The following is a 25454-nucleotide window of genomic DNA, read 5'->3' on the forward strand; positions in this document are numbered from 1 at the left end:
TATGAATAGAAAAGGAATTGTTTTAGCTGGGGGGTCAGGAACGCGACTTTATCCGCTTACGCAAGTGGTCAGTAAACAGCTGATGCCTGTTTATGATAAACCCATGATCTATTATCCCATCTCTACACTAATGAGTGCGGGGATTAGAGAAATATTGATTATCGCAACAGCAGTAGAGTTGCCGCGATTTCAGGAATTGTTAGGCGATGGCAGTAGTTGGGGAGTTCGATTTGATTATGTTGCCCAACCTTCGCCCGATGGTCTTGCACAGGCTTTCATTTTAGCTGAAGATTTCCTGCAAAGCGCCAGCGCTGCTTTAGTTTTAGGTGATAATTTATTTTATGGGCACGAACTACCTCAAACGCTACAAAGAGCGAATCGAGTTATCCACGGTGCAACGGTATTTGGGTACCATGTTGCCGAACCGTCTGCCTATGGAGTAGTGGAATTTGATGCAAATGGTACAGTTGTATCGATTGAAGAGAAACCTGAGGTACCCAAGTCAAACTATGCTTTGCCAGGGCTGTATTTTTTTGATAGTCAAGTCGTTGATTTTGCAAAATATGTTAAACCATCAGCTAGAGGGGAGCTTGAGATAACCGATGTGATTGAGCAATATTTAAGACATGAGTCGCTTAGTGTTGAAATTATGGGTAGAGGAACCGCATGGCTAGATACCGGAACTCATGACAGTCTGTTGCAAGCGTCGCAATTTATCGAGACCATTGAGAAGCGCCAAGGGTTAAAAGTTAATTGTCCGGAAGAAATAGCATTTAGAATGGGATATATTAGCGACCAAGAGCTTCGTGAATTAGCCATGCCTTTGAAAAAGTCTGGATACGGTCAATATCTTTTGAATCTTTTAGAGCAAAAGCTGTTTTAATTATCATTTAAATATATAGATTTATGAAATTCATAAGCACGAGTATTGCCGATGTAAAAATAATAGAGCCTACTGTCTTTGGAGGCGAGCGCGGCTTTTTTATGGAAACTTTTCGCTCTGAAACTTTTAATAAACACTGCGGCACTAGGCTGTTTGTACAGGAAAACCATAGTATGTCTACGAAGGGCATACTAAGGGGACTGCACTATCAAACTCAAAACACTCAAGGAAAATTAGTTCGTGTTGTTAGGGGCGAAGTTTTCGATGTCGCTGTAGATATGAGGCAAGATTCGAAGACATTCGGAAATTGGGTCGGTGTAACCTTATCTGACGTCAATAAACGACAGTTATGGGTACCTGAAGGTTTTGCTCACGGGTTTTATGTAACATCTGATATTGCTGAGCTTGTGTATAAATGTACTGATGTATATAACCCCAACGCAGAAGTGTCTTTGGCTTGGAATGATGCAGAACTCGCAATTAAATGGCCAATTTCTCAGGGTGACGAACCGATTATGTCTGCTAAAGATAAACTTGCTGTAAGCTTTTTACAAGCGCCAAAACTCGATTAAAATATGAAAGTCTTAGTTATTGGAAAGAATGGTCAGCTAGGGTTTGAACTCGCAAAGTTGACGCCTTCAAGTGTTCGAGCCACCTTTTTAGATTCTAATCAGCTGGATGTTGCTGATATGAATAGTCTCGACGAAAAAGTTAGTTATGAGAGACCTGAGGTTATTATCAATTGTGCCGCTTATACTGCGGTTGACAAAGCTGAGGCAGAACAGTATGCCGCTTATCTGGTTAACCTTACAGGTTGCGAGAACTTAGCCAAAGTATGTAAAAAATTTAATTGTAAACTGATTCATGTTTCAACAGATTTTGTTTTTAGCGGACAAAAGTCAACGCCTTATTTAACAACTGATAAGCCCGCACCTACAAGTATTTATGGTAAAAGTAAGTTGGCCGGCGAGTTAGCAATTCAGCGTATTTTACCGACTAATAATTTAGTCATCAGGACCTCAGGGCTTTATTCTGTGCATGGTGATAATTTTGTCAAAACTATGTTAGGCTTGTTCCGCAGTAAAGACATGCTCAATATTGTTGTGGATCAAGTTGCTTCTCCAACTTGGGCACGAGGCTTTGCTGAAGTTCTCTGGCAGTTAGCGAATAGTCCAGAGAAAATTGATGGTACTCTGTTGCACTGGACCGATGCGGGTGTAGCAAGTAAGTATGACTTCGCTGTTGCTATTCAATCCATTGCGCTTAAATATGGCATGTTGGAAACAGCGATACCGATATCCCCGATACTTGGAGATTCATTCCCCACACCTGCTTCAAGGCCAAATTATAGTGTGTTGGATCAAGGTGATATAGAAACTCTCACTGGGACTAGAAGAGTTCACTGGCAGCTACAGTTAGAACGGATGCTAGTTTCTTTGAAAAATCAAACTAGGGTAAAAGATGGAAAGTAAAAGACTACTTGTAACGGGTGGTGCCGGCTTTATTGGAGCAAACTTCGTACATTATTGGTTGAAAAACCATCCTAATGATAAAGTGGTAGTGTTAGATGCATTAACTTATGCAGGAAATATAAGTAGCCTAAAACTTGTTGAAAATAACGATAACTACGAGTTTATTCATGGTGATATATGTGATACCGAGCTTGTAGAGCGAACTCTTCGAGTGAAAAAGTTAGATGTAATCGTTCATTTTGCCGCAGAATCCCACGTGGATCGCTCAATATCTGGCCCAGACGCATTTATTGAAACAAATATCATAGGCACTTATTCGTTACTTAAAGCCGCGAAAAAAGTATGGATCGATGAGCCCAAAGCTGACAATCGTAGTGCCATCTCTCATAGATTTCACCACGTCTCTACAGACGAAGTGTATGGTACTCTTGAGCCAAATGCCCCTGCTTTTACCGAAGACACTGCTTATGCGCCGAACTCTCCCTATTCCGCTTCTAAAGCTGCAAGCGATCATTTGGTGAGAGCCTATCATCATACCTATGGTATGGCGGTGACGACTTCCAATTGTTCTAACAATTATGGACCTTATCACTTTCCTGAAAAGTTAATTCCCCTGATTATTACCAATGTTCTTCAAAATTTACCAATACCTATATACGGAGATGGCCAGCAAGTACGAGATTGGCTGTATGTAGAAGATCATGCCCGCGGCATTGAGAAGGTACTCGATAAAGGTATAGTTGGAGAGAATTATAACATTGGCGGCCATAATGAATGGGCGAATCTAGATATCGTAAAACTGATATGTGCAAAAATAGACCTACTTTTCCGCGATAAACCGGAATTACAGTCAACTTATCCTACCGCGTTAAGCGCCATTGAAGGTGAGTCTGCTAATTTGATTACTTACGTCGAAGATAGGGCCGGACATGACAGGCGTTATGCTATCGATGCGACTAAAACCACGTTAGAATTGGGGTACAAGCCTGTAGAGTCTTTTGAGTCAGGAATTGAAAAAACCATTGCTTGGTACTTGGAAAATAGTCGATGGTGGGAAGAAATATTGGAGAGAAACTAAATCATGGAAGATAGGATTTAAAGGCTAGATTATGCAGTATGAAAGGTCTGTTCTACTTGTTGGTGGATTTGGTTTTTTAGGTAAACATCTGATCTCTTATCTAAAAACAACATGTATTTCACCCATAGTTATAGCAAAAAATCGCCCAGAGGAAGAGTGGCGAGATGTCGAATACCATCTAATTGACTCTCTATCTTCATCAGATTTACAAATTTTGTCTGATAAAGTTGAAGCAGTCATATATATGGCATCTTCTTCAGTACCAAGTACTGGTGCTATTATGAAGGAGCTCCAATATACGGTCACTCCAGCCATAGACCTCATTGATAAGTTAACTGATGCAAATAGAGACCTAAAAGTGATCTATTTGTCCAGTGGGGGTCAAGTTTACGGCAATGAATTGACTGAAAGAGCGAAGGAGTCGATGATACCCAAGCCAGTCAGTGCTTACGCTTTCGGAAAGTATCTGACAGAGCAAAGTCTTGAGTATTTAAGCCGGAGTAAGAACACGCCTGTAGCGATACTGCGCGTGTCTAACCCTATTGGGAAATGGCAACAGGGCTTAAAGCAAGGTCTATTCAATGTGACATATAACGCATTACAAAATGATAGTGAGCTGATTGTCTTTGGTTCTGGTCATGAATGCAGAGACTATGTTGACGCTGATGAACTTTCTTTTGCCATTTACAAAGTCATTAATGGTAGCTTTACCTACGGGGTCTGGAATGTAGGTTCAGGTGTCGCGACATCAACGTTAGAATTAATAGGTGAAATTGAAACTGCCTATGGTAAAAAAGTAGGCAAAGTATTTAAGAATAGGCGCGATGTTGATCCTGAGTATTCTGTGTTGAATTGTGAAAAATTTCAACGAGACTTTGATTGGAGAGCCTCATTATCAATAAAAGATATTGTAAAGAAAACACTTAAAAAAAAGCTGATGCAATAAATATTTAGACCTTAAAGAACTAGTTTAAGGCTTTTGTTATATAAAGGAGTAAAGTTTTGAAAATAATCGTAGCAGGTGGTGATGGTTTCTGTGGTTGGCCAACAGCATTGTACTTATCTAATAAAGGTCATGACGTTTTAATCATTGATAATCTATCAAGACGTAATATTGATAATGAACTTAGTGTTGACTCGCTAACTCCCATTAGCTCAATACAAGTTAGACTTGATGCGTGGAAAGAAGTTAGCGGTAAAACGATAGAGTTTGAATACGTTAACGTTGCTAAAGAGTTTGATCGTTTACACGCTATCATCAAAGACTATCAACCAGATGCAATCGTTCATTTTGCTGAGCAGCGTGCAGCTCCGTACTCAATGAAAACTGCTGCGCATAAAGTGTACACTGTCGATAACAACTTGAATGCCACCAACAATGTTTTAGCTATTGTTGCTGATTTAAAATTAGATACTCATATTGTACACCTAGGTACTATGGGGGTTTATGGATACGGTACAGCCGGTATGGCGATTCCTGAAGGGTATTTAAACATCGAGATACCTAGTGATTCAGCTGAAAATGTACAGAAAGAGATTTTATACCCAGTTAACCCTGGCTCTATCTATCATATGACTAAGACACAGGATCAGTTACTTTTCCAATTCTATAATAAGAATGATCAAATTAGAGTCACTGACCTTCACCAAGGAATCGTTTGGGGTACTCAAACTGACGAAACCAAATTAGATGAAAGACTGTTGAACCGTTTCGATTATGATGGTGACTATGGAACAGTATTAAATCGATTCTTGATGCAGGCAGCGGTTGATTATCCGTTAACTGTACATGGGACTGGCGGACAGACTCGTGCGTTTATTCATATTTCTGACACTTGCAAATGTATTGAGTTGGCAATTAATAATCCACCAGCAAAAGGGGACCGAGTAACGATTCGAAATCAAATGACTGAAACTCATCGCGTTAGAGATTTGGCCAATATGATTGCCAAGTTAACTGATGCGGAAGTTCAAAATCTTAACAACCCTCGTAAAGAAGCTGACGAAAACGAGTTGCACGTGTCAAATGAGAGCTTTTTATCGTTAGGACTTAATCCTACTAAGTTAGAAACTGGCTTGTTGGAAGAGGTTAGGGAAATTGCTCAAAAATATGCTGAAAGGTGTGATAGAAGTAAAATCCCGTGTGTTTCAAAGTGGTAATTTAGATTAATGACTAGCGGCAACTTTGTTTGCCGCTATTTTTAAGAAGACAAGTATATGTTTTTTAAAAAAGCGATAAAAGATAAAGATAAAGACGAATCTGTAATGGAATTGGCGTGTGAATATGATTTGTCAAAATATATAGGGAATGTTGAAGATAGTAACAATGGAGAGCTTTTAAGCTTTTGCGAAGAGCATTATTTAGTTAAGAATAGCGATGTTGCAGCTAGTGATATATCACCTTTTGAACATTACTTAAAATATGGTGTGTATGAAGAACGATATGGTTCTAAGCAAGTAGAGGACACTCTTATAGAAATTAACAAATTATTTGGATTTGCAACTAAATTGAAGTTGATTCATTTATATGTTCCTTCCTTGTTTATTGGTGTGCTTAACTTTGACACCTTTAAAAAGTCTATTCGGCCTTACATTGATAAAATATTTTATCAACCATACTATGAAAAAATAACAGACTGTAGTTTTAATAATAAGGCTGCTGCGGTCAACCATTATATCAATGAATCGTTAGAAAAAGGGGTAAGTGCTACTCCAGCTTTTAATGCTCAATTTTATAGAAAAAATCTTGAAAGATATTTTGGTAGTGTCCCCTTGAGTGATGAATATTTGTTCATCCATTGGTTGTTAATTGGTAACTTTTTTGATGTTAACTGTTGTGAGCTATTAGGCACAGAACTGTATAAAGATCTCAATAGTGATTTGAAAAAGGCGAAAAAACTCAGTTTTTCTAGTCACTTTGTTTGTCATGGTGTATTTGAAAATAGGCAGTTTAATGCCAATTTCCATTCGCGTTACTATCTGAGAGCAAACGGACTTCCAAGCAAAGAGTCTGCGGTGCTTCATTACCTTACATTTGGCAGTCACGAAACCGCATTTCACCCTGATATTATTACTAACCATTTATCTAAAAGTGATGGAGAGACGCCGCTGCAGACTATTACCCAAATAGAGCAAAATGCATTAAATCAGTTTAATACTGATTGCTTTAAAGAAATTCTCAGAAGGGCAGAAGAAATAGAGCCCGGGATTAATAATAAGCCTGTCACTAGGGAGTTGGTATACCCAGGGTTAAAACACGCTGCCAACGACTTTTACCTCGCTTCCAAGCAGCTGCAAATGTCACTTTCAAAGAAGCGATATAAAGCCATAGTGGCTATTCCCCACTGCCGCATGAGCGGTGCAGCAAGAGTGGCGGCTAACTTATGCCATGCCTTAGCGACGATATATAAACCTTCTGAATTGCTATTAGTTAGAACAGATGGTCATGAAATGCAAAAGCCTGATTGGTTCCCATCGGGTATAGACAGCTTAAACTTTTTTGAGTTATGTAGCCATTTAGGTGCAGAGACTAGAAAAAAACTACTCGTCGAGCTTTTAAGAGGCGTTAAAGTCAATAACTTTTATAACGTAAATAGTCGATTGGGGTGGGATATCATTGAAAAATATGGTAACCAACTGAAGGAAAGTATTGACTTATATAGTTATTACTTCTGTAAAGACAGGAATATGGACGGAAAGAAAGTAGGTTATCCAGAGATGTACTTCTGTTCAACATTCCCATGCTTGAAGAATATTTTTGTCGATAGTGACTTTTTACGGAACTCTTTTATTGAACAACATGCTTTGTCCGGAAAATTTGCAGATAAAATTATTACTTTGCACTCCCCATTAGTCAGTGGTGAAGTAGATTTTGTTCAAGCTAAAACTCGAGCAGATATCACCAAAGGGCAAGCTTCGCACAGACAAGTTGCTTTTTGGGCAGGTCGTTTAGATAGACAAAAGCGCTTCGATATAGTGTTAGATATTGCCAAGACCAAACCAGATTTAGAGATTTGGTTTTGGGGTAAAGCGGTGCTAGATAAAGTAAATTATTTGGACGACTTGCCAAGTAACCTCAAGTACATGGGAGAGTATGAATCCTTTAGCGAATTACCGCTGCTTCATTGTGACTTTTGGTTGTACACCTCCGAATGGGATGGAATCCCAACTATCTTGTTAGACATTGCCAACTATGGAATCCCGTTAATATCAGCAAATGTAGAAGGGATAACGGATTTATTAGACAAGGATAACGCTTGGCCGGTTAATGATTATCTTGTGCCAGACGCGTACATCGCCGAAATTGAGGCGCTGCAACAAAATCCGCAATTAGGGGTTAATAAGGCGCTGAAGTTGAAAGAAAAGGTGTTATCGGCGCATTCGATGGAACTTTATAATAATAAATTACAGGGATTAACTCATGTCAAATAGCTCAAATGTCATCAGTGCGATTTTTACTGCCCATAGAGAAGGTATGTTAACGGGGAAAGTATTAATAGCCTTATGCAAGCGGTTGAACATGCGCGATCTACCGGCTTAGAAGTGGAAGTGATATTTTGTATCGATAGGCCAGATCAGTTAACCAAAGATATTATCAATTCCCACGAAAAAATTGGTCAAGTACTCGAGTTTGATTTTGGCGATCAAGGCTTAGTCAGAAATGCCGCAATCGCCAAAGCAAAGGGTGATTACATAGCTTTTCTCGATGGGGATGATCTTTGGTCGTTTAATTGGCTAGTTGAGGCATTTGAGTTAGCGAAACAGGATACGAAATTTATTGTCCACCCTGCATATAATTGGTTTTTTGAAGGTTCAAACAACATTATTAAGAAAGTTGATCAAAGAGACTCAGAGTTTGATCGTGATTTTTTAAGAGCAGGTAACTATTGGGATGCGCTGTGTTTTTGTCATAGAAGTATTTATGACAAGTGTCCATATGGTGTGAGGGATATGGATATTGGCTTTGCCTACGAAGATTGGCATTGGAATTGTAAGACAATTGATTCGGGTTTTATTCATGTTGTTGCAGCAGAGACTGTGCATTTCAAACGTAGGCGTGAAGGTTCACAAACGATGAAAGCGTCTTCACGAGGCGTATTGATGCGTGATAGCGAGTTAATTCATTATTAATTGTACGAGCTAATTGAACCTGTGTTACTTCAAATTAAGGCTGTTAAGGCTTATATACCGATGTAATAGGATTGGTTAGTTTTAATATTACTATCTAAAATTAATGGTTGGACTTACTTTTTTACAAAAAAAACAACTTTTTAATTTGAACTTTGACTAAGTTTTAAAGGTTTTTATGGATATTGAATTGAATAACGAAGAAGATATTTTTATTTCTCGTTATGAAGCATTGAAAAGTGAAGTATTGGTAATGAAAAAAGAGCAGAAAAAGCTGTTCATTACTTCATCTTTTCAAACACAAAGCTTGCCTTTATTGCATATGATTTCTCGGGTAGATGCTTCTATACCTGTGATGTTTATGGATACAGGTTACTTATTCCCAGAAACCTACCTGTTTGTTGAACAGTTGACCAAAGAGTTAGGCTTAAATGTCATAAGAATAAAACCGTCGCAGACTCTGTTTGAACAAACCAATAAAAATGGTCGCTTTTTGTTTTCAGAAGACAATGAACTGTGTTGTCGCCTGAATAAGGTTTTGCCATTGCAACAAGCTTACCAAGGTTATGATGTATGGATAAGCGGTATTAGAGCTGATCAGAGTGCTACTCGTGCTCAGAAGCAACGTTTTGAACAAAATAAAGATGGTTTGATTCGTTACCATCCTATGCTCGAGTGGACAGCTAAGGATATTTTTTTGTACCGTCGCAAATATCATTTACCAGAACACCCGCTAGAGTCTAAAGGCTACTTAAGTGTTGGCTGTATACCTTGTACAGAGAGGTACCTTGATAGTGGCGGAACAGATTTGCGCTCTGGACGTTGGCAAGGTTTGAAGAAGAATGAATGTGGCCTGCATACTGAGTTAAAATAAGGAAGAACAGTAAGTTGAAAATTTTCATATCAGGAGGCGCCGGCTACATCGGCATAAACCTCGCAAGACAAGCATTAACTGCTTATGCGGATTGCCATATTTGTATTTATGATAACTTCTCAAGAACAAACTTTGCTGATGTTTTATCGCTGGTGTCAGAATTTGGTCCAAGGTTTAGCGTTGTCAGAGGGGATATCTTAGATGGCCGCAAATTAGAACAAGCATTGAAGGGCTACTCCGTTGTTGTCCATTTAGCTGCGTTATCAGCAACACCATTTAATGATGAAAACCCTCATTTAATGGAGCAGGTCAATCATTGGGGAACGGCCTCTTTGGTGAGCGCAATAGAAGCAACCGAGAGTATTAACAAGGTCATTTTTTTAAGTAGTACCTCAGTGTATGGTTTTGGTGATGAATTTTTTACTGAAAATAGTGACACGATACCAGTTGGTTCTTATGGTCGCTCAAAGCTCAGGGCTGAAGAACAGTTGAGTCGATTAGGTGAAAAACTAGATCTCGCAATCGTTAGAATCGGCACAGTCTTCGGTCAGGGACTGTCGATGCGATTTGACTCAGTGATTAACAAGTTTTGCTTTAATGCTAGTATTCATGAGCGACTTATAATTGATGGGGATGGCAACCAGGTGAGACCATTTGTATACCTACCTAACCTTATTGGCAAAATTCTTTCTTTAATGACTGCTGAATCACATCTAAAACCACAGAATTATGTTGATTTCAATTTGAGTGTGAATGATATCGTTACCGCGATATGCAATTTAAAGCTTGAAACTGAGTATATTCACGTAAATAAAGAAATGGTTTATCGGACACTTACTATAGCGGCGGATACTTCAGGTAAATCAAAAGCAAGCTTAGTAGAAGAGTTTGAAAGTTTACTTAAACAGGACATGCGTTAAGCTGGTGCCTGAAAGGTTATGCTGCTTACTGGAATATTATAATGACAGAAAATTTCGATAAAAGTGTAGAGACTAAACATAAAGATAACCCTGATGTTCGACCACAACAGGTGTTGCTTGATGATAACTATTCAACTCCAGCCTTTCCTAGAGATTTTAAGTCTTGTTTTAATAAAGACTTTTTAAAGAATTACCATAAAGGGGTAATGAACTATAAATATAAAGATATCCCTTGTTTAAAAAGCCCCATAGATCTTGCTTTATATATGATGTTAATACATAAAGTTAAGCCAAAAACAATCGTCGAAATTGGCTCTTTTCAAGGAGGAAGTGCATTATTTTATGCCGATTTGGCCGATATGTATGGTATTTCCTCACGGGTGATAACGGTAGATTTTCGTGATGTTCAAAGTCAATCTGATTCTCGAGTGGAGTTTATTCGTGCAGACGCATTAAACCTCGAGGATAGTGAGTTGCATGAAGCGTTAAAGTCCTGCCCTAAGCCATGGCTTATCATAGAAGATAGTGCTCATACCTTTGATGTGTGTTATGCGGTTCTTGAGTACTTTAGCGACAAGCTAGATAAGGGAGAGTATTTAATCATGGAGGATGGCATTATTGAGGATCAGGGCGGGAATCATAGATATGGTGGTGGGCCTAATAAAGCAATACATGAATTCTTTAAAGCTCATCCAGATGTCTATCATATAGATGAATCGCTCACGGACTTCTTTGGGTACAACGCCACATTCAACCCCAACGGCTATTTAGTAAAAAATTAGTTGTTGTATAACACTAAGGTACGAAATGAATTCTGATTTTTATAATCATATTGCGAAAAGAATGGCATATTTTTCTACTATTAAAAACAGTGCCAAACTATTAGTTGTTACTCAAGATAACAACGAAACCACAGTGAATTTGAATGTAGAAGGTGTGGAAACTGTACGGATCAGTCATGCGGACCTCGAAAGATGTTACGACAAAACTAATGCATCTTTTAGCTCGCAAATAGTGAGCGGTAGTTTCGATGCGATTTATTTGGATGAGGCGTTTATTGAGACGAGTATTTACCTCGCACTGTATAGAAAACTGGCTTGGGGCGGGTATTTATTTACCATCTCACCTGAGCTATTAAGACACGTGGGTTCAACGGTTTCTTCAGAGCTTGGACTTGATGCCGTTCCTTCGACAGAAATATATACTGGTGGCGAGATCATCAAATCTGCTTGGTTAGAATCACGAGTTATCGATCGTTACGATTATATTCCTAAAGGCCTTGAAAATCCCCATTTGGTTGAATTGTTCGATACCTTAATGGTCGCCAATCCTATGCCGATTAAATGGCCTTATCTTAGAAAAAACTCCCCGCATATTTGGCGGGTAGATAGTCGTTGTAATGAACGGGTTGTTGGTGTTTTAAGTACCGAAGAGGGAGCGGTGCTCTATGCGCTTGCAAAGTTATTTGCAGGCAAAAGGGTATTAGAAATTGGTTGCCATTTCGGTTTTTCGACAGCACATCTAGCAAAAGCTCAAGTGATACTTGATGTGATTGATCCGCGTTTATCTGACCCATTTCAACAGAACTGCGTCAAAAGCTCGCTTAACTTAGTTACGGACAAAGAGTATCGTTTGTGGCCCGGTTTTTCACCGGGTTTAGTCGCGCCTATAGCGACCGCCAATGCGGAGCCATGGTCAATGGCGTTTATTGATGGTGACCATGACGGCGAGGCACCTTCTTTGGACGCAATAGAAGTCATGAAATATATGGCTGACGATGCGGTTATTGTATTTCACGACATGCACTCTCCGTTTGTATATGCCGGTTTTGAGCAATGTAGAGCTGCTGGTTGGAATGTACTTGTTTATAACAGTATGCAAGGGTTAGGCATTGCCTATAGAGGGAATGTTACTTTGCCTAAACTTGTTGAAGATATTTCGATGCCGAGCTTTAAGGTTCCAGCGGAGTTTATTGCCTGATGCCAAGTAATGTAAATCCAATAGAGTTATCGGATACTGAAAAACAGATTTTAGAGTATGTTCGTCCTTATACGATGACTAGCCCTGAGCGTGTGTTGGCGGTTGTTAGAGCAATCGACTTTATCGTCAATAATCAAGTTCCAGGGGATATAGTTGAATGTGGTGTGTGGAAGGGCGGTAGCGCAATGGCTGCTGCACTTAAACTTATCGCGTTGAAAGACCAAAGTCGCGTGTTGCATTTATACGATACGTTTGAAGGCATGAACCAGCCTACGGTTGATGATTTAGATGTGTATGGCAGAAATGCTGATAGTTTATTAAATGGTGATGATAAACAGCTTGCTGAGTTAGTTAAAGCAGAAGTGAACCTAGCTGCCGTACAGCAAAACATTGGTAAAACAAACTATCCTGCGCATCTGGTGAATTATGTTAAAGGCGAAGTTGAAAGCACATTACCTAAACAGCAACCGGAAGAGATTGCGTTGTTAAGGTTGGATACGGACTGGTACGAGTCCACTAAGCTCGAGTTAGAGCTTTTGTATCCTAAAGTAGTCCCTAATGGAATTGTCATAATTGATGATTATGGTCATTGGCAGGGAGCCAAAAAGGCAGTTGATGAATATATCGCATCACTCGATGATAAAATTCACCTGATGAGAATTGATTACACTGGAGTTATGTTTCAAAAGAGGTAATACAGTTAACTAAAGGGTTAAATGAAGCAATAACACTATGGCTAATTCAAAACTATATTTTCCACATATTCCGAAATCAGCAGGGACTAGTTTCCGCAATGCATTTGAAAACCAATATGGGACCGATAAGGTTCTGAGAGACTACTCTGCAAGTGCGCCAGAAACTACACCAAATTTATTTGACGTTATTTATCAAGACCAAGACTTTTACGCTCTGAAGCGAAAATTGGAAACGATTGATTTTAAATTGCTTGCCGGTCATTTTCCTGCAGCGAAATATGCGAAATTATTTCCGCTTGAGAATATGGTTACGTTCGTCAGAGAACCTATAGCGAGGTTAGTTTCTGAGTATAAACACTTTGTTCGTCATAGAAACTATAAAGGAAGCTTAACGGAGTTTGTTCGTAAACCAGAGAATATCAATAAACAAGCTAGACTATTGAAAAACTTGCCAATTAGTTCAATTGGCTTTATTGGAGTTACAGAGCAGTATCAGACTTCGCTAGAAATGTTTTCTCACCAATATGATATTAATATTCCTTTATTGAACAAAAATATAGCGCCTAAGTCTCAGGGGAGTGACCTGGGGCTGTCAGACTCACTATTGGAAGAAATCAAAAAAATAAATGCTCAGGATTTATTGCTTTACGCTGAAGTAGTAGAGCTACATGATAAACGATATCAATTGTTTCAAGATAGCTTACCCTATACGCTTGGTCAGTTTCATATTAGCAATGGTCATATTTTGCAGGGGTGGGCTTATCAAATTGGCATACAAACTCCCATAAAAATAGGTATTCATTGGGAAGGTAAACTCCAACACCAGCTAGTTGCCAACAAGTACAACATGTTGATGGACTCTTTAAATAGTCCTAGAGCTGGACATATCGGCTTTAACATTAAGGTTCCTGAAAATGTTGAGCCTAGTAGTATTTTATGTATTAACCAAGATACACTTCAGCCTTTGGTTAATAGAATATCATAATGAAGATAGTTGAGGTTGAAGTTTGATGTCAGACGTTAAATTGGCTGGTAAAACGAAAACTGCCGATGTGTGTGTGCTCCTTGCAACTTATAATGGTGAGAAATTTATTGCGCAGCAAATTAACAGCATTTTTAAACAGCAAAATGTTCATGCCGCTATTATTCTAAGAGATGATGGCTCATCCGATGCAACGCTAGATGTTGTTACAGAACTGGCAAAAGAGTTCTCTTCATTTAGCGTTACTATAAAGAAGAATTCTACATCTACGACAGGGCATGTGAGTAATTTTTCCGCATTATGTGATTTGGCACGTAACTATGACGGTTCATATTTTTGCTTCAGCGACCAAGATGATGTTTGGCATAAAGATAAGCTAAGTAAAATGAAGCGTCGTATGTTGCAGCTGGAGGCACAATATGGCAGTAATACACCTATTCTTATTCACTCTGACTTACGTGTGGTAGATGAAGAGTTAACGGTTATTGCGGACTCTTTTGTGAAGTTTCAGGGGTTACCTTCGCCAAATGAACATGATTTCCCGAAGTTTTTGTACCAGAACGTGGTGACTGGTTGTACAACGTTTTTTAACCGCGCTTTATTGGAGTTAGCAAGCCCTATTCCTTCAGAAGTGTTGGTACATGATTGGTGGTTTGCTCAGTGCGCCAAACTGCACGGCGTATTGGATTATATTGATGAGCCACTAATTGATTATCGGCAACATGGACGAAATGCTATTGGTGCCAAGAGTAGTGAGCAGCAAAATAGTTATTTAAGAAAGCACATTTATTTAGCGTTAATGAGGTTTCCAAAACACTTAGCACGCTCAGTTCGGCAAGCGAAAGCATTAAATGCACTGTCTGCACCCAAAGAGGTGCGTCAATCTGCTGCTAAGCTGAATAAAGTAGAGCAGTTTTCAAAATTAGCTGAGCTGTCTATTTCAGAGCGATTACGTTGGGCCAATATCGCAATCAACAACCCAAAGGCCTTAAATGAGAGGTGGTATTTTAAGCTAGCGTTTTTTGTGGTTCGCTGGATTAAGCCCTAGAGTATTAAATCCTCGAAGTATTGAAGCGTGACTCCGTTTTATTTGGTTAGTTAGCTTATTCGTTGTCTTTTTTAGGTTTAGTTGTTTGCAAGTCAATCTTTATGATTGATACAACGATTTGTTCTGTTTGATTAGACTTTTCTATTGAGCATTCACCAAGCAAAAAAGCAATGAATTAGCGTTAATTTCAGTGCTAATTCATTGCTTTCGCTTCGAGTTGAAGTTTAAGCCCAAAGTCACTTGGGCTTTATCCACCGAGTTGATTACTTATTCATGCTGTCGACTTTTTCTTCAAGCACTTCTAGCATAGCTTGTTGTTGCTGAATAACTTTAGTTAATACCGCAATCATATCCATGCTTGATAGGCTTTTTCTGTCTTTCATTGCAACTATTTCCGGTACATCTTCTGCGATGAAACCTGCATAAAGTTCATCTGGCTCAGAGTTATATCGGTACGTGACAGGGTTTAACGCTTTTAGTGCTGCGATTGCCGAATCAGTCGTGATAGTTTTAATCGAGTTTTTCAGCTCTCGGCTTGAGGCGTTTGTCCATGCACCACCAGCGGTTAAGTGTGCGCCGTTATTGACTTCAATAGCGTGAGTTGTATTGTTGGTGCCAGTAGGGCTATCACCAATGTAAATACTGCCGTTTTGGTGAATTGTCAATACCTCTTCAACACTGCTGTTATAGTACGCGAGTCGATTTGGTGTAGAGCCTGCATCCGATAAGCTGTTACGACCACTTTGAACCCATTGGGGAGTACCAGCAGAGCTAAAAATAACTTCAGTGACTTTATCGGTATCTGTGGTGTCAATTTCAACAAAGTTATGGTTACCGGCACTTGATTTGATATCTAGTGTGGTTTCGACACCAAACGCAGTTGCCGTGTTGGCATCTCCGCCGATCCTAACTTGACCATTGGTTACCAACAAATCTCCTGATTCTATATCGAGCGCCGCATCAGGAGAGGCATCACCTAAGCCTATATCCCCATCTGTATCTATAAATATGGAGTTCTCAGGTGCTCCGGCTCTTATCCTAAATGGAAGTGATGAGCCGCCTGTGGCATCCCGGATGAAGAAGTTCGTTTCATTACCCGCTATGTCCCAAGTTTGTGGCGTGAAACCGGAGCTGCCGTCTTGTTCTAGCCTTAAAGTCGCGGTGTCACCATCCACTACGTGCAGCTCTACAACAGGCAGATTTGTACCAAAGCCCACTCGGCCGCCATCATCAATGTAAACTGCATGGTTTTGAGCGCCAGCTTCTACAGTAAAAGGTGTACGTGAGCCATCAATATCGTCAATTGAGAATTTATTTGCGCCACCATTGGAACTATCATTCGCTGTTAACTGCCAATCGTTAGAAGGAAAACTTGCACTGGCACTAGTGTCTTGAAACTTTATACGTACATTGTTTTCTTTCAATCTTATTGTATCAAAACCAAAAGATTCACCATTCACACAATCTTGGCCTACACAATTGCTTCCATTGATAATTAAGTCATCTAGAATCACTTGGTCTGCTAACGTCGTCGAAGAGATTGCAAGAGTAAGTGGCAACAGGGTGAGTGCGCCTAGTTTTATATAATTCATGGTCTGTTACCTTAGTTTTTCTTACTGCTTGGTGAGTTTTATTATTGGTTGCTAACACTTAATGGTTAGCGTTGTTACTGCTTGGGCTAATGAGCTCATTTTCAGCGGTTGTCGCTAGAAACTCATTATCTTTGACATTAAAGTGGCCGCTTTTTACTTCCACTTTACCTAGATTTCTGACGGCATTTTCACGCCCTGTTTTACTATCTGTAATAAATTCAACTCCGCCATTGTTGGCGTATTGAATTTCATACTTGTAGTGACCATCAGCAAGATCACCTAGTTTGTCAAAATCGAGTTCTGCTTCTTTAGTATCTATCAGCAGTTGGTTTTGGTAACCATTCGGTCCAGAAATTGTTACAGTCGCGATGTCGTATTCAAACTCATAGACATCGATATCGAGTTCACTGGCACTTGCAACAATCGACTTGTCAGCCGCAAATACTGAATGACCAATACAGCTCATTGATATTGCTAAAGCAGCTAATACAGAATTATTCATTTTTCTACCTTAAATAGACGAATAGGTTAATTTTAACCAATGTGCAACATATTGCAAAGCTTTGTGTCAAAAAACTGGCATTGGTAAAACCAGTTGAAATATTAATTCTCAAAGTCATTATTGTGGTTTTAATGTCGCTCAACGATGGGTCTATCCTAAGCTACTGTATTTGCTGGACTTACCCCTTGATTGCTTTGTGGTTCGTTTCACTTGTTACCTTAATAGTCGCTAATATAATAATACCATAATCTCTACACACTTTTGAAAAAACTGTTACTATTATGTTTCAGGTGTGTTGGTTAAAATGCGAGCTGAATAAGTACTTTGCAGTATTTTATAAAGGATATTTCGATGATTGGTTTATTTGATAGTGTAAAGTGTGGCCAGGGATCACCAAGACTAGTGATTAGCTCTGTTTTACTTTTTATTGCGACTTCTACTTGGGCTAATTCTGATGACATTAGCTTAAGCTCTGCAGTGACTAATAGCAGTGTCGCTGACGGCAATATAAGTACAGTTACCTACACGGTAACGACTATGAATGGCCAAAATGCCACTGACATCGAATTTTTAGCTAATTTACCAGCAGGCCATTTGATTGCCCCAGAGCCTTTTGCAACCACAACATGTACTGATGGTAGCTTCACTGCTGCCGCGGGTACCAGTTCGTTTTCGGCTTCTGATTATCGCTTGGGTTCAGACAGTAGCTGTACGTTTTCATTTAATGTTGAGGTGACGCAAACTGGCAATATTGTCAGCGCAGCATTTAATTCAAGTTTAGGGACCTCTGCCGATACTTCTGAAACGATTACAGTAGATACTGACTCGGTAAAAGTGAGTTTATCTGCATCGCCGGCGCTTATCTCTGTCGGTAATATTAGCACCTTACATTTTGACTTCGATAATCCATCAGCGTCCATGGTATTTAGTTTTAGCGCTAAAGTAGACTTGCCGAGTGGGTTAACTATCGCTCCTAACCCTAATTTTACCCAAGATTGTTTATCACCATTTACACTTTCTGAGGCTGCCGGAGCGAGCTCTATCTCGCTATCTAGTGGCGCTGTTGGGGCTTCGGCTGCATGTAGACTATCGATCGATGTTCTTGCTGACCGAGCGGGGGATTTTGATATACAAACGGGCGTTATTTCGACATTTACTCCTAACAAAACGATCGGTAAAGCAAGTGCTAACCTCGTTGCTAAACGTGAATTTGTTAATTTAGTCTTTGAACCACTACTTGTGCAGCCTAGTGGTAGTGCTGATTTAAACGTAACAATCACTAACTTCAACCGCAGCTTCGCAGCGTCAGATATTACTTTTACTAATAATCTACTGGTTTCAGATGACCCGGATGCACCGGCTACTACGGTGCAATTATCAGCATCAGCAACGCCTATTGCTGATGTTTGTGGTGCAGGCTCTACGTTGTCTGGGTCGCAAACGATAACATTGTTAGGTGCTCAGCTTGGCGTGGGTGAGTCATGTACGTTTACCGTACCCGTCAGCGTTCCCGCAGACGCTATTAGTGGTTTTTATCTTAATAAGGTCACTGGCGTATCGGCCATGGTTGATGGTCAAGTAGAGATATTTCCAGATGTGACTAATGGTTTGAGTATTTCTAATGCACCAGCACTCACTATGCAGGTGTTAACCGCGCCGTTTACAGCTAAAGATGATGTGACGCTGCGTTATAATTTGGAGAATATAGACGCGGGTAATACCGCTTCAGCTATCAGTTTTGCTACTCGTTTAGGCGGAACTGAAGTGATTAACCCCGCTGCAGTAACGCTGCCCGGAAGTGGGTTTTGTGGCGCAGGTTCAAGTGCGTCCTTGTTTATTAATTCTGATATTTGGTATTTGAATGTATCCAATGCAAGTTTAGCTGGAGGCGCAAATTGTAGTTTTGATCTGATTGTTGCTTTAGCTGATGATGTAAGATCTGGTGAATACAGCTATAGTGCTGAAACAATTTCAGCAACCATAAACGCTGATACGGTCACTAGTGGTAATCCGTCAGCGAGCGTAGCCTTTAATGTAGAATCTGCGCCGCGATTATCACTGTCATTTGTCGATGATGTGGTCACACCTGGGGCGGCAGCTGAATTAAAAGTTCGTCTGTATGCGAGTGATGGTAGCAGTGCAGATGCTAGTAACGTTGGTTTTACGCTCGATTTAAACAGTGGCTTTTCAGGTCTTGTTGCGACAGGTTTGCCAAGCAATGATGTATGTGGCTCTGGCTCATCAATTAGCGGCGTAAGCACACTTAGTTTTAGTGGAGGGACGGTGGCTCCAGGCGAGGATTGTGAGTTTACTGTTCCCTTACAATTACCCGCTGATACAGTTGGTTCCTACACGTTAACAAGTTCAGAAGTAGCGGCAACCATTGCTGGCAGCGCAGTAAATTCACCACTATCTTCAACATCACTCACTGTATCCGGTTTGTCATTTACCAAAAGCTTTGTGACCAATCCAGTGAGAGTCGGTACGGCTGGTACCAATGTAGATTTAACCTACCTTATCACTAATGCGGTAGGAGCTGATGATGCGACTAGTATTAACTTCACCGAATCTTTTAGCAATACCGCCTCTGGAATTACCATAGTTTCAGCCGACCAAAGCGCTTTTTGTGGTGCAGGTTCGTCTGCTGTTGCTGCTGGCTTTTTGTTGGCTGTAAATGATGTGGAAGTGAATAACGGATCTCAATGTGCTTTCACCGTTACGCTTAATATCCCTAATACCGTAGCGTCTGGGAGTTACCTTTCACTTTCTAGCAGTTTAACTGCAAACGTGGGTGGGGGACCTGAAGTGCTGTCCCCCGCGGCAGATTTCCTGCAGGTCGACGAGCTGTCAGTGGCTACCTCTATTGACGTTACTAGCCCAACATCCGCTAGTACTATTAACTATGTAATGAGCTTTTCTACAGATGTGGCTAATTTCGATATTACAGATATCAGTGTGATTAACGGTTCTCTTGCAAACTTTGCTGGTAGCGGAGCGGACTATAGTGTCGAAGTTACGCCTTTGGCTGATGGTGACGTTACGCTGAGCATCGCTGCAGATGTTGCAGATGATGCGGTTGACGCCACCGTTAAAAATATCGCTTCGCAAGCGACTGTATTTGAATATCAGACAGCGCCGCTAATACCAACGCCGAGTTTAACACTAGGTGATCCTTCTGTAATTCTTACTAATGCTGGCCCAGTAACGTTTGATATTAGTTATCTAGACGTTGAACAAGTTAACCTTACAGCTGCAGATGTCACGTTAAATCGCACTGGTGACGCAAACGCTGATGTCTCGATTTTAAATGGTGACTCAACAAGCGCACAAGTTAGTTTATCAAACTTAAGGGGTGAAGGCTCAATTGGGATTTCAATTGCTGAAGGTACCGCGAGGTTTAGTACCAATCAGGCTCCAGCTGCAGGGCCAAGTAATGTCTTTGCTGTTGATACAAATGCACCGTCTGTGACCTTATCTGGCCCGACTGGTGTTCAGTCTGATGATTTTGTTGTAGACATTGTATTCAATGAAAATGTGCTAGGTTTTGACCAATCTGATATTGCAATTGTTAATGGCACCATTGAAAGTTTTAATGCTATTGATGCACAAAACTATCAAATAACAGTCAGTGCTACAGGAACTTTGGATGTTGACTTAAGTGTTGCCGCTAGTTCGGCTCAAGACGCTGCAGGCAATGGTCATACCGTTTCAAATACTCTAGTTATTAGTTTTGATGATGAAGCACCATCAGTGACTATTTCTGGCCCAACAGGCGACGTGGCTTCATCATTTACAGTGACCTTTGCGTTTAGTGAAGATGTGACTGGGTTTAGTAAAGATGATATTACCGTTAATAATGCTGACCTTGGTACATTGGCAAGTTCTGATGCTAAAACCTACAGCATTGATGTGACACCAACAGTTCAAGCAACTGTAACGCTTGATGTCGCCGCTGATGTCGCTGTAGATGGCGCGAGTAACGGCAACCTTGCTGGAGCTCAATATTCCGTTAATTACGATATTAACGATGCTCCAGTTATTGCCGGTACGCCAGATGTTTCGGTATTTGAAGATGCGGGCTACAATTTTACGCCCACAGCGAGTGATGCTGATACTTTAGATACATTAACTTTTAGTATCGTAAATAAACCAACTTGGGCGAGTTTTAGTAATACGGACGGTACCTTATCTGGAACACCTACCAATAATGATGTAGGTACAACATCCTCTATTGTCATCACAGTTTCAGATGGAGCGTTATCTACAGATCTAGCGGCATTTGATATTGAGGTAGTGAACAGTAATGATGCACCTTTAATATCGGGAACGCCAGCATCGACGGTTGATCAAGGTGAAGCATACAGTTTCACACCAACAAGTAGTGATGATGATGTTGGTGATACTCTAGTGTTTAATGTTGTAAATAAACCTGATTGGGCCACATTTAATAGCACAGACGGTACACTGTCCGGTATGCCAACTAATGCCAATGTTGGTGTGACTAGTGGAATAATCATTTCCGTTACTGACGGTACAGTCACAAGCGCGTTGCCGGGCTTCAACCTAGCCGTTGTTAACGTTAATGACACACCAACCATCTCTGGTACTCCTGCAACGTCGGTTAATCAAGGAGTCGGTTATAATTTCACTCCGACGGCGACTGACATCGATAGTGCTGACGTATTAAGCTTTAGCATTGTGAATAAGCCTGTATGGGCGACATTTAGTTCAGTGAACGGAGCTTTAAGTGGTACTCCAACTAATGACGACGTAGGAATGCACTCTGGCATTATTATTTCGGTATCAGATGGTACGATTTCAGTGCCACTGCCGACCTTTAGTATTAACGTGATTAACGTTAACGATGCTCCAGTGATTACTGGTACTCCAAATACATTAGTAAGCGAAGGCAATGCCTATAGCTTTACACCGATAGCGGCAGATGCTGACGCCGGTGATAGCTTAAGCTTTAGTATTGTTAATGCGCCAAGTTGGGCTGTGTTTAGTTCTGCAGACGGTACACTATCAGGTACGCCAACCGCTGCCGATATTGGTGTTACAGCTGGGGTCGTTATCACGGTGACTGATGGTAGTTTGTCTGCGTCTTTACCCGCGTTTTCAATTACGGTTGCTGGTGTGAATGAAGCGCCTGTTATCTCTGGGGTTCCCAGTGTGACTGTGAATGAAGGTGAACCTTATTTATTTGCGCCCATTGCAACTGATGTGGATGCCGATTCGGTGCTCGTGTTTAGTATCAACAATCAGCCAAGTTGGGCAACTTTTGATACCAATAATGGCTCATTAAGCGGCACGCCAACCAGTATTGATATAGGTGTTACTAATAACATCGTAATTACTGTTTCAGATGGCGAGCTATCAGCATCTTTGCCAGTCTTTAGCATTGAAGTGGTTAGTGTTAATACAGCGCCACAGATATCAGGTTCGCCGTTAACTACTGTAGAGCAAGATAAAAACTATAGCTTTATGCCATCTGCGACGGACGAAGATGGCGACACACTCAGCTTTAGTATCATTAACCAACCTAGCTGGGCATCATTTGATACAAGTAGTGGCGCGTTAACCGGTATGCCTAGTAGTGCAGATATTGGTACCACTAGCGGTATTGTAATTGCAGTTTCCGATGGCGTGGAGAGCACAGCTTTAACCGCTTTTGATATTGAAGTTGTTAATGTTAACGATGCGCCTGAGATCTCCGGCGTGCCTGCAAGCAGTGTACTAGAGGGAGAGCTGTATAGCTTTACTCCTACGGTTACAGATGCTGATGAAAACGAGCAGCTAACATTTAGTATTGTCAACAAACCGTTATGGGCGATGTTTGATTCACAGGTCGGGACATTATCTGGTACGCCGAGTAACAGTGATGTAGGTCAGTCCTCTGATATTCAAATTACGGTGACTGATAAAGCAGGTGAGAGCGACACTTTAGCACCATTTAATATTGAAGTGATTAATGTCAATAACGCGCCGATATTTACCTCATCACCTGTCACAGAGATTGTTGCCGAGCAAGCCTATCAATATCAATTGACAGCTGAGGATGTGGACATCGCACATACCTTGAGCTTTAGCTTAGTGTCTGGGCCGCAGTGGTTGGCGATTAGTAATAGTGGTCTAGTTGAAGGTACTGCCCCAGCTGAAAGTATTGGTGAGAGCTTTGCGGTTGTAGTTGGTGTCACCGACGGTGAAATTGATAGCGCGGTATTACAACAGTATACCTTAAGGGTCATTGCACCGGGTAATACCGAATTAACTGCCAATTTGTACTTCTCTCCTGCGCCGGTAGCCCCAGAGCAGGCGGCAAGTTTGATTGTTGAGCTTAACAATACTGGTCTAGCGGATGCGGAATCAGTGACAGCAAATGTGACTTTGTCTGATGACTTAGTGATATCCACTGTGCCTTCGCAGTGTAGTAGTGAGCAGCAAGTTATTAGCTGCCAGTTAACTGAGTCGATAGCATCAAGCGAGCAGTTCACTGCAACAATAGCAGTTATTGCAGGCGGACAATCGGGTTTTGATAGTGCAGAGCTATTGGCTAGCGCCAGCAACGTCGAGGCAGCAGTTTCAGCACAAGCGCAACTATTGGTGGCTGAATCGTTAGCAACGATACCAGGGCAGCTGTTATCCAGCAGTCCGGTGGAAATTGGGTACGCAGTTGATATTAATGCTGACGGACTAACCGACTTAGTGAGCTATAACAATGTTGCTGGCGACATAGAAATATGGCTAAACAACGGTCTTGGCCAGTTGCTGTTAGATAAGTCAATAGCGGCTGACTCTGCAATTAGCGCTTTGCTTGTAGCAGATATTGACGGAGATGGTCATCACGACGTGATAACGACGGGTGGCTTATCTGGCAGTAATCTATTGTATCTCCTTGATGGTAGCCAAGCGCTTATCGGCCAAGAGGTTGTTAATGCTGTTGATGCCGACATCGCGGTGGTTACTGATTTATTTGGTAATGGTGATAAGCAGCTCATTTTAGCTGGCATATATCAAACAGAAATTGCCGTATATTCTGGTATAGGCAGTGGGAATACAAGCGTTGAACTAGTTAACTTTTTCGAGTTGGCTCAATTATCGAGCGAAGTCTCTAGTCAATCCTCTATTCAAGACTCTAATCAAGTAACAAGTAGTGACGATGTAGGAGCATCAATTACTAGTGATATAGAGTCAGCAGCTGATTCACATACCGAATCTACTGAGGCAGTCGGTATATCAAGCATTGATGTGGTTGAGATTAATGGCCAAGCCCAACTGCTATTGTCGAGTACGAGTTCTGAGCCGGTGTTGGCGGCGGCAATGGTAGATGGCTGGCAGGCAACCATGGTCAATGGTTTACCTCAAGGTATTGAGAAGCTGATGACCGCTGATATTGATGGCAATGGTGCCATTGACGGATTCATCTATCATGATGGAGCCTGGTCATTGGTCATCGATCTGTTATCGGATATGCCACAAGTCAGTACTGTAAATTTACCTCAAGCCAACAAGATACTTGTTGCTGATTTACAAGGTGACGGCACTATTGAGCTGCTGTTTGTGACTTCTCAAGGCGTGAGCATTTGGCATTACTACAGCGTGAATGATATTCGTGTTAGCCCTAGTGTGATTGGTGGTGCCGATATCGCTGAGGTTTTGTTGGTTGATGTAGATTCAGATGGTGACTTGGATGTGGTGACGTTGGATGCGCAGCAAGGCATGAGTTTATGGTTCTTAACTAGTGAAGCCGATTTTGGCGCGCAAGAAGTTGATGTGAGCCTATTTGCCCAAGCACCTAATTTCCCGCAAACAGAAAAAGCCGGGCCAGTAGAGTTCATTGTTAGCAATGTTTCCTTGGGGGATGCTAGCCAAGTTGTATTAACCGTTGCAGCCGATTCTGGTATTACATTGAGCCAGCTGCCCAATGGTTGTAGCTTAGCGGATAACGGCATGGTGTGTAATGTGGGTCAGTTAAACGCAACAGAGCAACATGCGATTACGGTCTGGATCACTACAGCCAATGCTGGGAGCTATACACTCACAGGTATGATTGATTCAGCGGAAGCAGACACTAATTCACAAAATGACAGTGTCACCGTTAATCTTGTTGTTCCTGAGCAAGCTAAACAAAGTAGCAGTAGCGGTGCTTTGGCGTGGTACTTAGTGGTACTACTTAGCTTACTTGCCTTGTATCGTTCCAATTTAGTTAGGCGAGCTAAAATTCGATAGACAGGGCAGATAGATGCCGATATCTTCAAGATATCGGCATTTTTCGATTTGGTAGAGAGTAATTCAGTTTTA

Annotated in this window: 18 protein-coding genes; 16 read left to right on the forward strand and 2 right to left on the reverse strand. The window is 41.0% G+C overall.

Going from position 1 to position 25454, the window contains the following annotated elements; all coding sequences use genetic code 11:
- Position 1: 1 nt before the first annotated feature.
- The 15 genes from rfbA (at position 2) to L865_RS22925 (ending at position 15059) form a co-directional block, all read left to right on the forward strand.
- Positions 2-883, forward strand: coding sequence for a glucose-1-phosphate thymidylyltransferase RfbA (gene rfbA / locus L865_RS0102300; protein WP_028771750.1), 882 nt, complete (start codon positions 2-4; stop codon positions 881-883).
- Positions 884-906: 23 nt separating this feature from the next.
- Complete coding sequence (gene rfbC, locus L865_RS0102305; RefSeq protein ID WP_028771751.1) at positions 907-1455, forward strand: dTDP-4-dehydrorhamnose 3,5-epimerase; 549 nt, start codon at positions 907-909, stop codon at positions 1453-1455.
- A 3-nt stretch (positions 1456-1458) separates the two neighbouring features.
- Positions 1459-2355: a dTDP-4-dehydrorhamnose reductase gene (gene rfbD, locus L865_RS0102310; protein WP_028771752.1), complete on the forward strand. Its 897-nt coding sequence runs from the start codon at positions 1459-1461 to the stop codon at positions 2353-2355.
- Positions 2345-3433, forward strand: coding sequence for a dTDP-glucose 4,6-dehydratase (gene rfbB / locus L865_RS0102315; protein WP_028771753.1), 1089 nt, complete (start codon positions 2345-2347; stop codon positions 3431-3433). Before rfbD ends, rfbB begins: the two co-directional genes overlap by 11 nt.
- A gap of 31 nt (positions 3434-3464) precedes the next feature.
- On the forward strand, positions 3465-4379 hold the full coding sequence (locus tag L865_RS0102320) for an NAD-dependent epimerase/dehydratase family protein (RefSeq protein ID WP_028771754.1): 915 nt from the start codon (positions 3465-3467) through the stop codon (positions 4377-4379).
- Between the two features lie 56 nt (positions 4380-4435).
- A complete protein-coding gene (locus tag L865_RS0102325; protein WP_028771755.1) occupies positions 4436-5593 on the forward strand; it encodes an NAD-dependent epimerase/dehydratase family protein in 1158 nt (385 codons plus the stop codon).
- A 57-nt stretch (positions 5594-5650) separates the two neighbouring features.
- Positions 5651-7864, forward strand: coding sequence for a glycosyltransferase family protein (locus L865_RS0102330; RefSeq protein ID WP_028771756.1), 2214 nt, complete (start codon positions 5651-5653; stop codon positions 7862-7864).
- Positions 7865-7936: 72 nt separating this feature from the next.
- Complete coding sequence (locus L865_RS0102335) at positions 7937-8563, forward strand: glycosyltransferase (RefSeq protein WP_028771757.1); 627 nt, start codon at positions 7937-7939, stop codon at positions 8561-8563.
- 187 nt (positions 8564-8750) lie between these two features.
- Positions 8751-9434, forward strand: coding sequence for a phosphoadenylyl-sulfate reductase (locus tag L865_RS0102340; protein WP_169732684.1), 684 nt, complete (start codon positions 8751-8753; stop codon positions 9432-9434).
- A 14-nt stretch (positions 9435-9448) separates the two neighbouring features.
- Positions 9449-10354, forward strand: coding sequence for an NAD-dependent epimerase/dehydratase family protein (locus L865_RS22910; protein ID WP_051484398.1), 906 nt, complete (start codon positions 9449-9451; stop codon positions 10352-10354).
- 41 nt (positions 10355-10395) lie between these two features.
- On the forward strand, positions 10396-11136 hold the full coding sequence (locus L865_RS22915) for a CmcI family methyltransferase (protein ID WP_051484399.1): 741 nt from the start codon (positions 10396-10398) through the stop codon (positions 11134-11136).
- A gap of 25 nt (positions 11137-11161) precedes the next feature.
- Positions 11162-12334: a class I SAM-dependent methyltransferase gene (locus L865_RS24465; protein WP_051484400.1), complete on the forward strand. Its 1173-nt coding sequence runs from the start codon at positions 11162-11164 to the stop codon at positions 12332-12334.
- Positions 12334-13029, forward strand: a complete 696-nt coding sequence (locus tag L865_RS0102360) for a TylF/MycF/NovP-related O-methyltransferase (protein WP_051484401.1) — start codon at positions 12334-12336, stop codon at positions 13027-13029. The genes L865_RS24465 and L865_RS0102360 overlap by 1 nt, the downstream gene beginning before the upstream one ends.
- A gap of 37 nt (positions 13030-13066) precedes the next feature.
- Positions 13067-14014 (forward strand): sulfotransferase family 2 domain-containing protein, encoded by a 948-nt coding sequence (locus tag L865_RS0102365; RefSeq protein WP_028771760.1) that lies wholly within the window; start codon positions 13067-13069, stop codon positions 14012-14014.
- 25 nt (positions 14015-14039) lie between these two features.
- Positions 14040-15059, forward strand: a complete 1020-nt coding sequence (locus L865_RS22925) for a glycosyltransferase family 2 protein (protein ID WP_051484402.1) — start codon at positions 14040-14042, stop codon at positions 15057-15059.
- 263 nt (positions 15060-15322) lie between these two features.
- Here the strand turns inward: L865_RS22925 and L865_RS24470 are convergent, their stop codons facing one another.
- A complete protein-coding gene (locus tag L865_RS24470) occupies positions 15323-16651 on the reverse strand; it encodes a tail fiber domain-containing protein (protein ID WP_051484403.1) in 1329 nt (442 codons plus the stop codon).
- 58 nt (positions 16652-16709) lie between these two features.
- A complete protein-coding gene (locus L865_RS0102380; RefSeq protein ID WP_028771761.1) occupies positions 16710-17153 on the reverse strand; it encodes a hypothetical protein in 444 nt (147 codons plus the stop codon).
- A 351-nt stretch (positions 17154-17504) separates the two neighbouring features.
- Here L865_RS0102380 and L865_RS0102385 point away from each other — a divergent pair, with 351 nt between their 5' ends.
- Positions 17505-25382 carry a putative Ig domain-containing protein gene (locus L865_RS0102385; RefSeq protein WP_028771762.1) on the forward strand — a complete coding sequence of 2626 codons (7878 nt, stop codon included), beginning with the start codon at positions 17505-17507 and terminating at the stop codon, positions 25380-25382.
- Positions 25383-25454: the final 72 nt, after the last annotated feature.

It is taken from the genome of Shewanella waksmanii ATCC BAA-643 (assembly GCF_000518805.1).
GTDB lineage: Bacteria > Pseudomonadota > Gammaproteobacteria > Enterobacterales > Shewanellaceae > Shewanella > Shewanella waksmanii.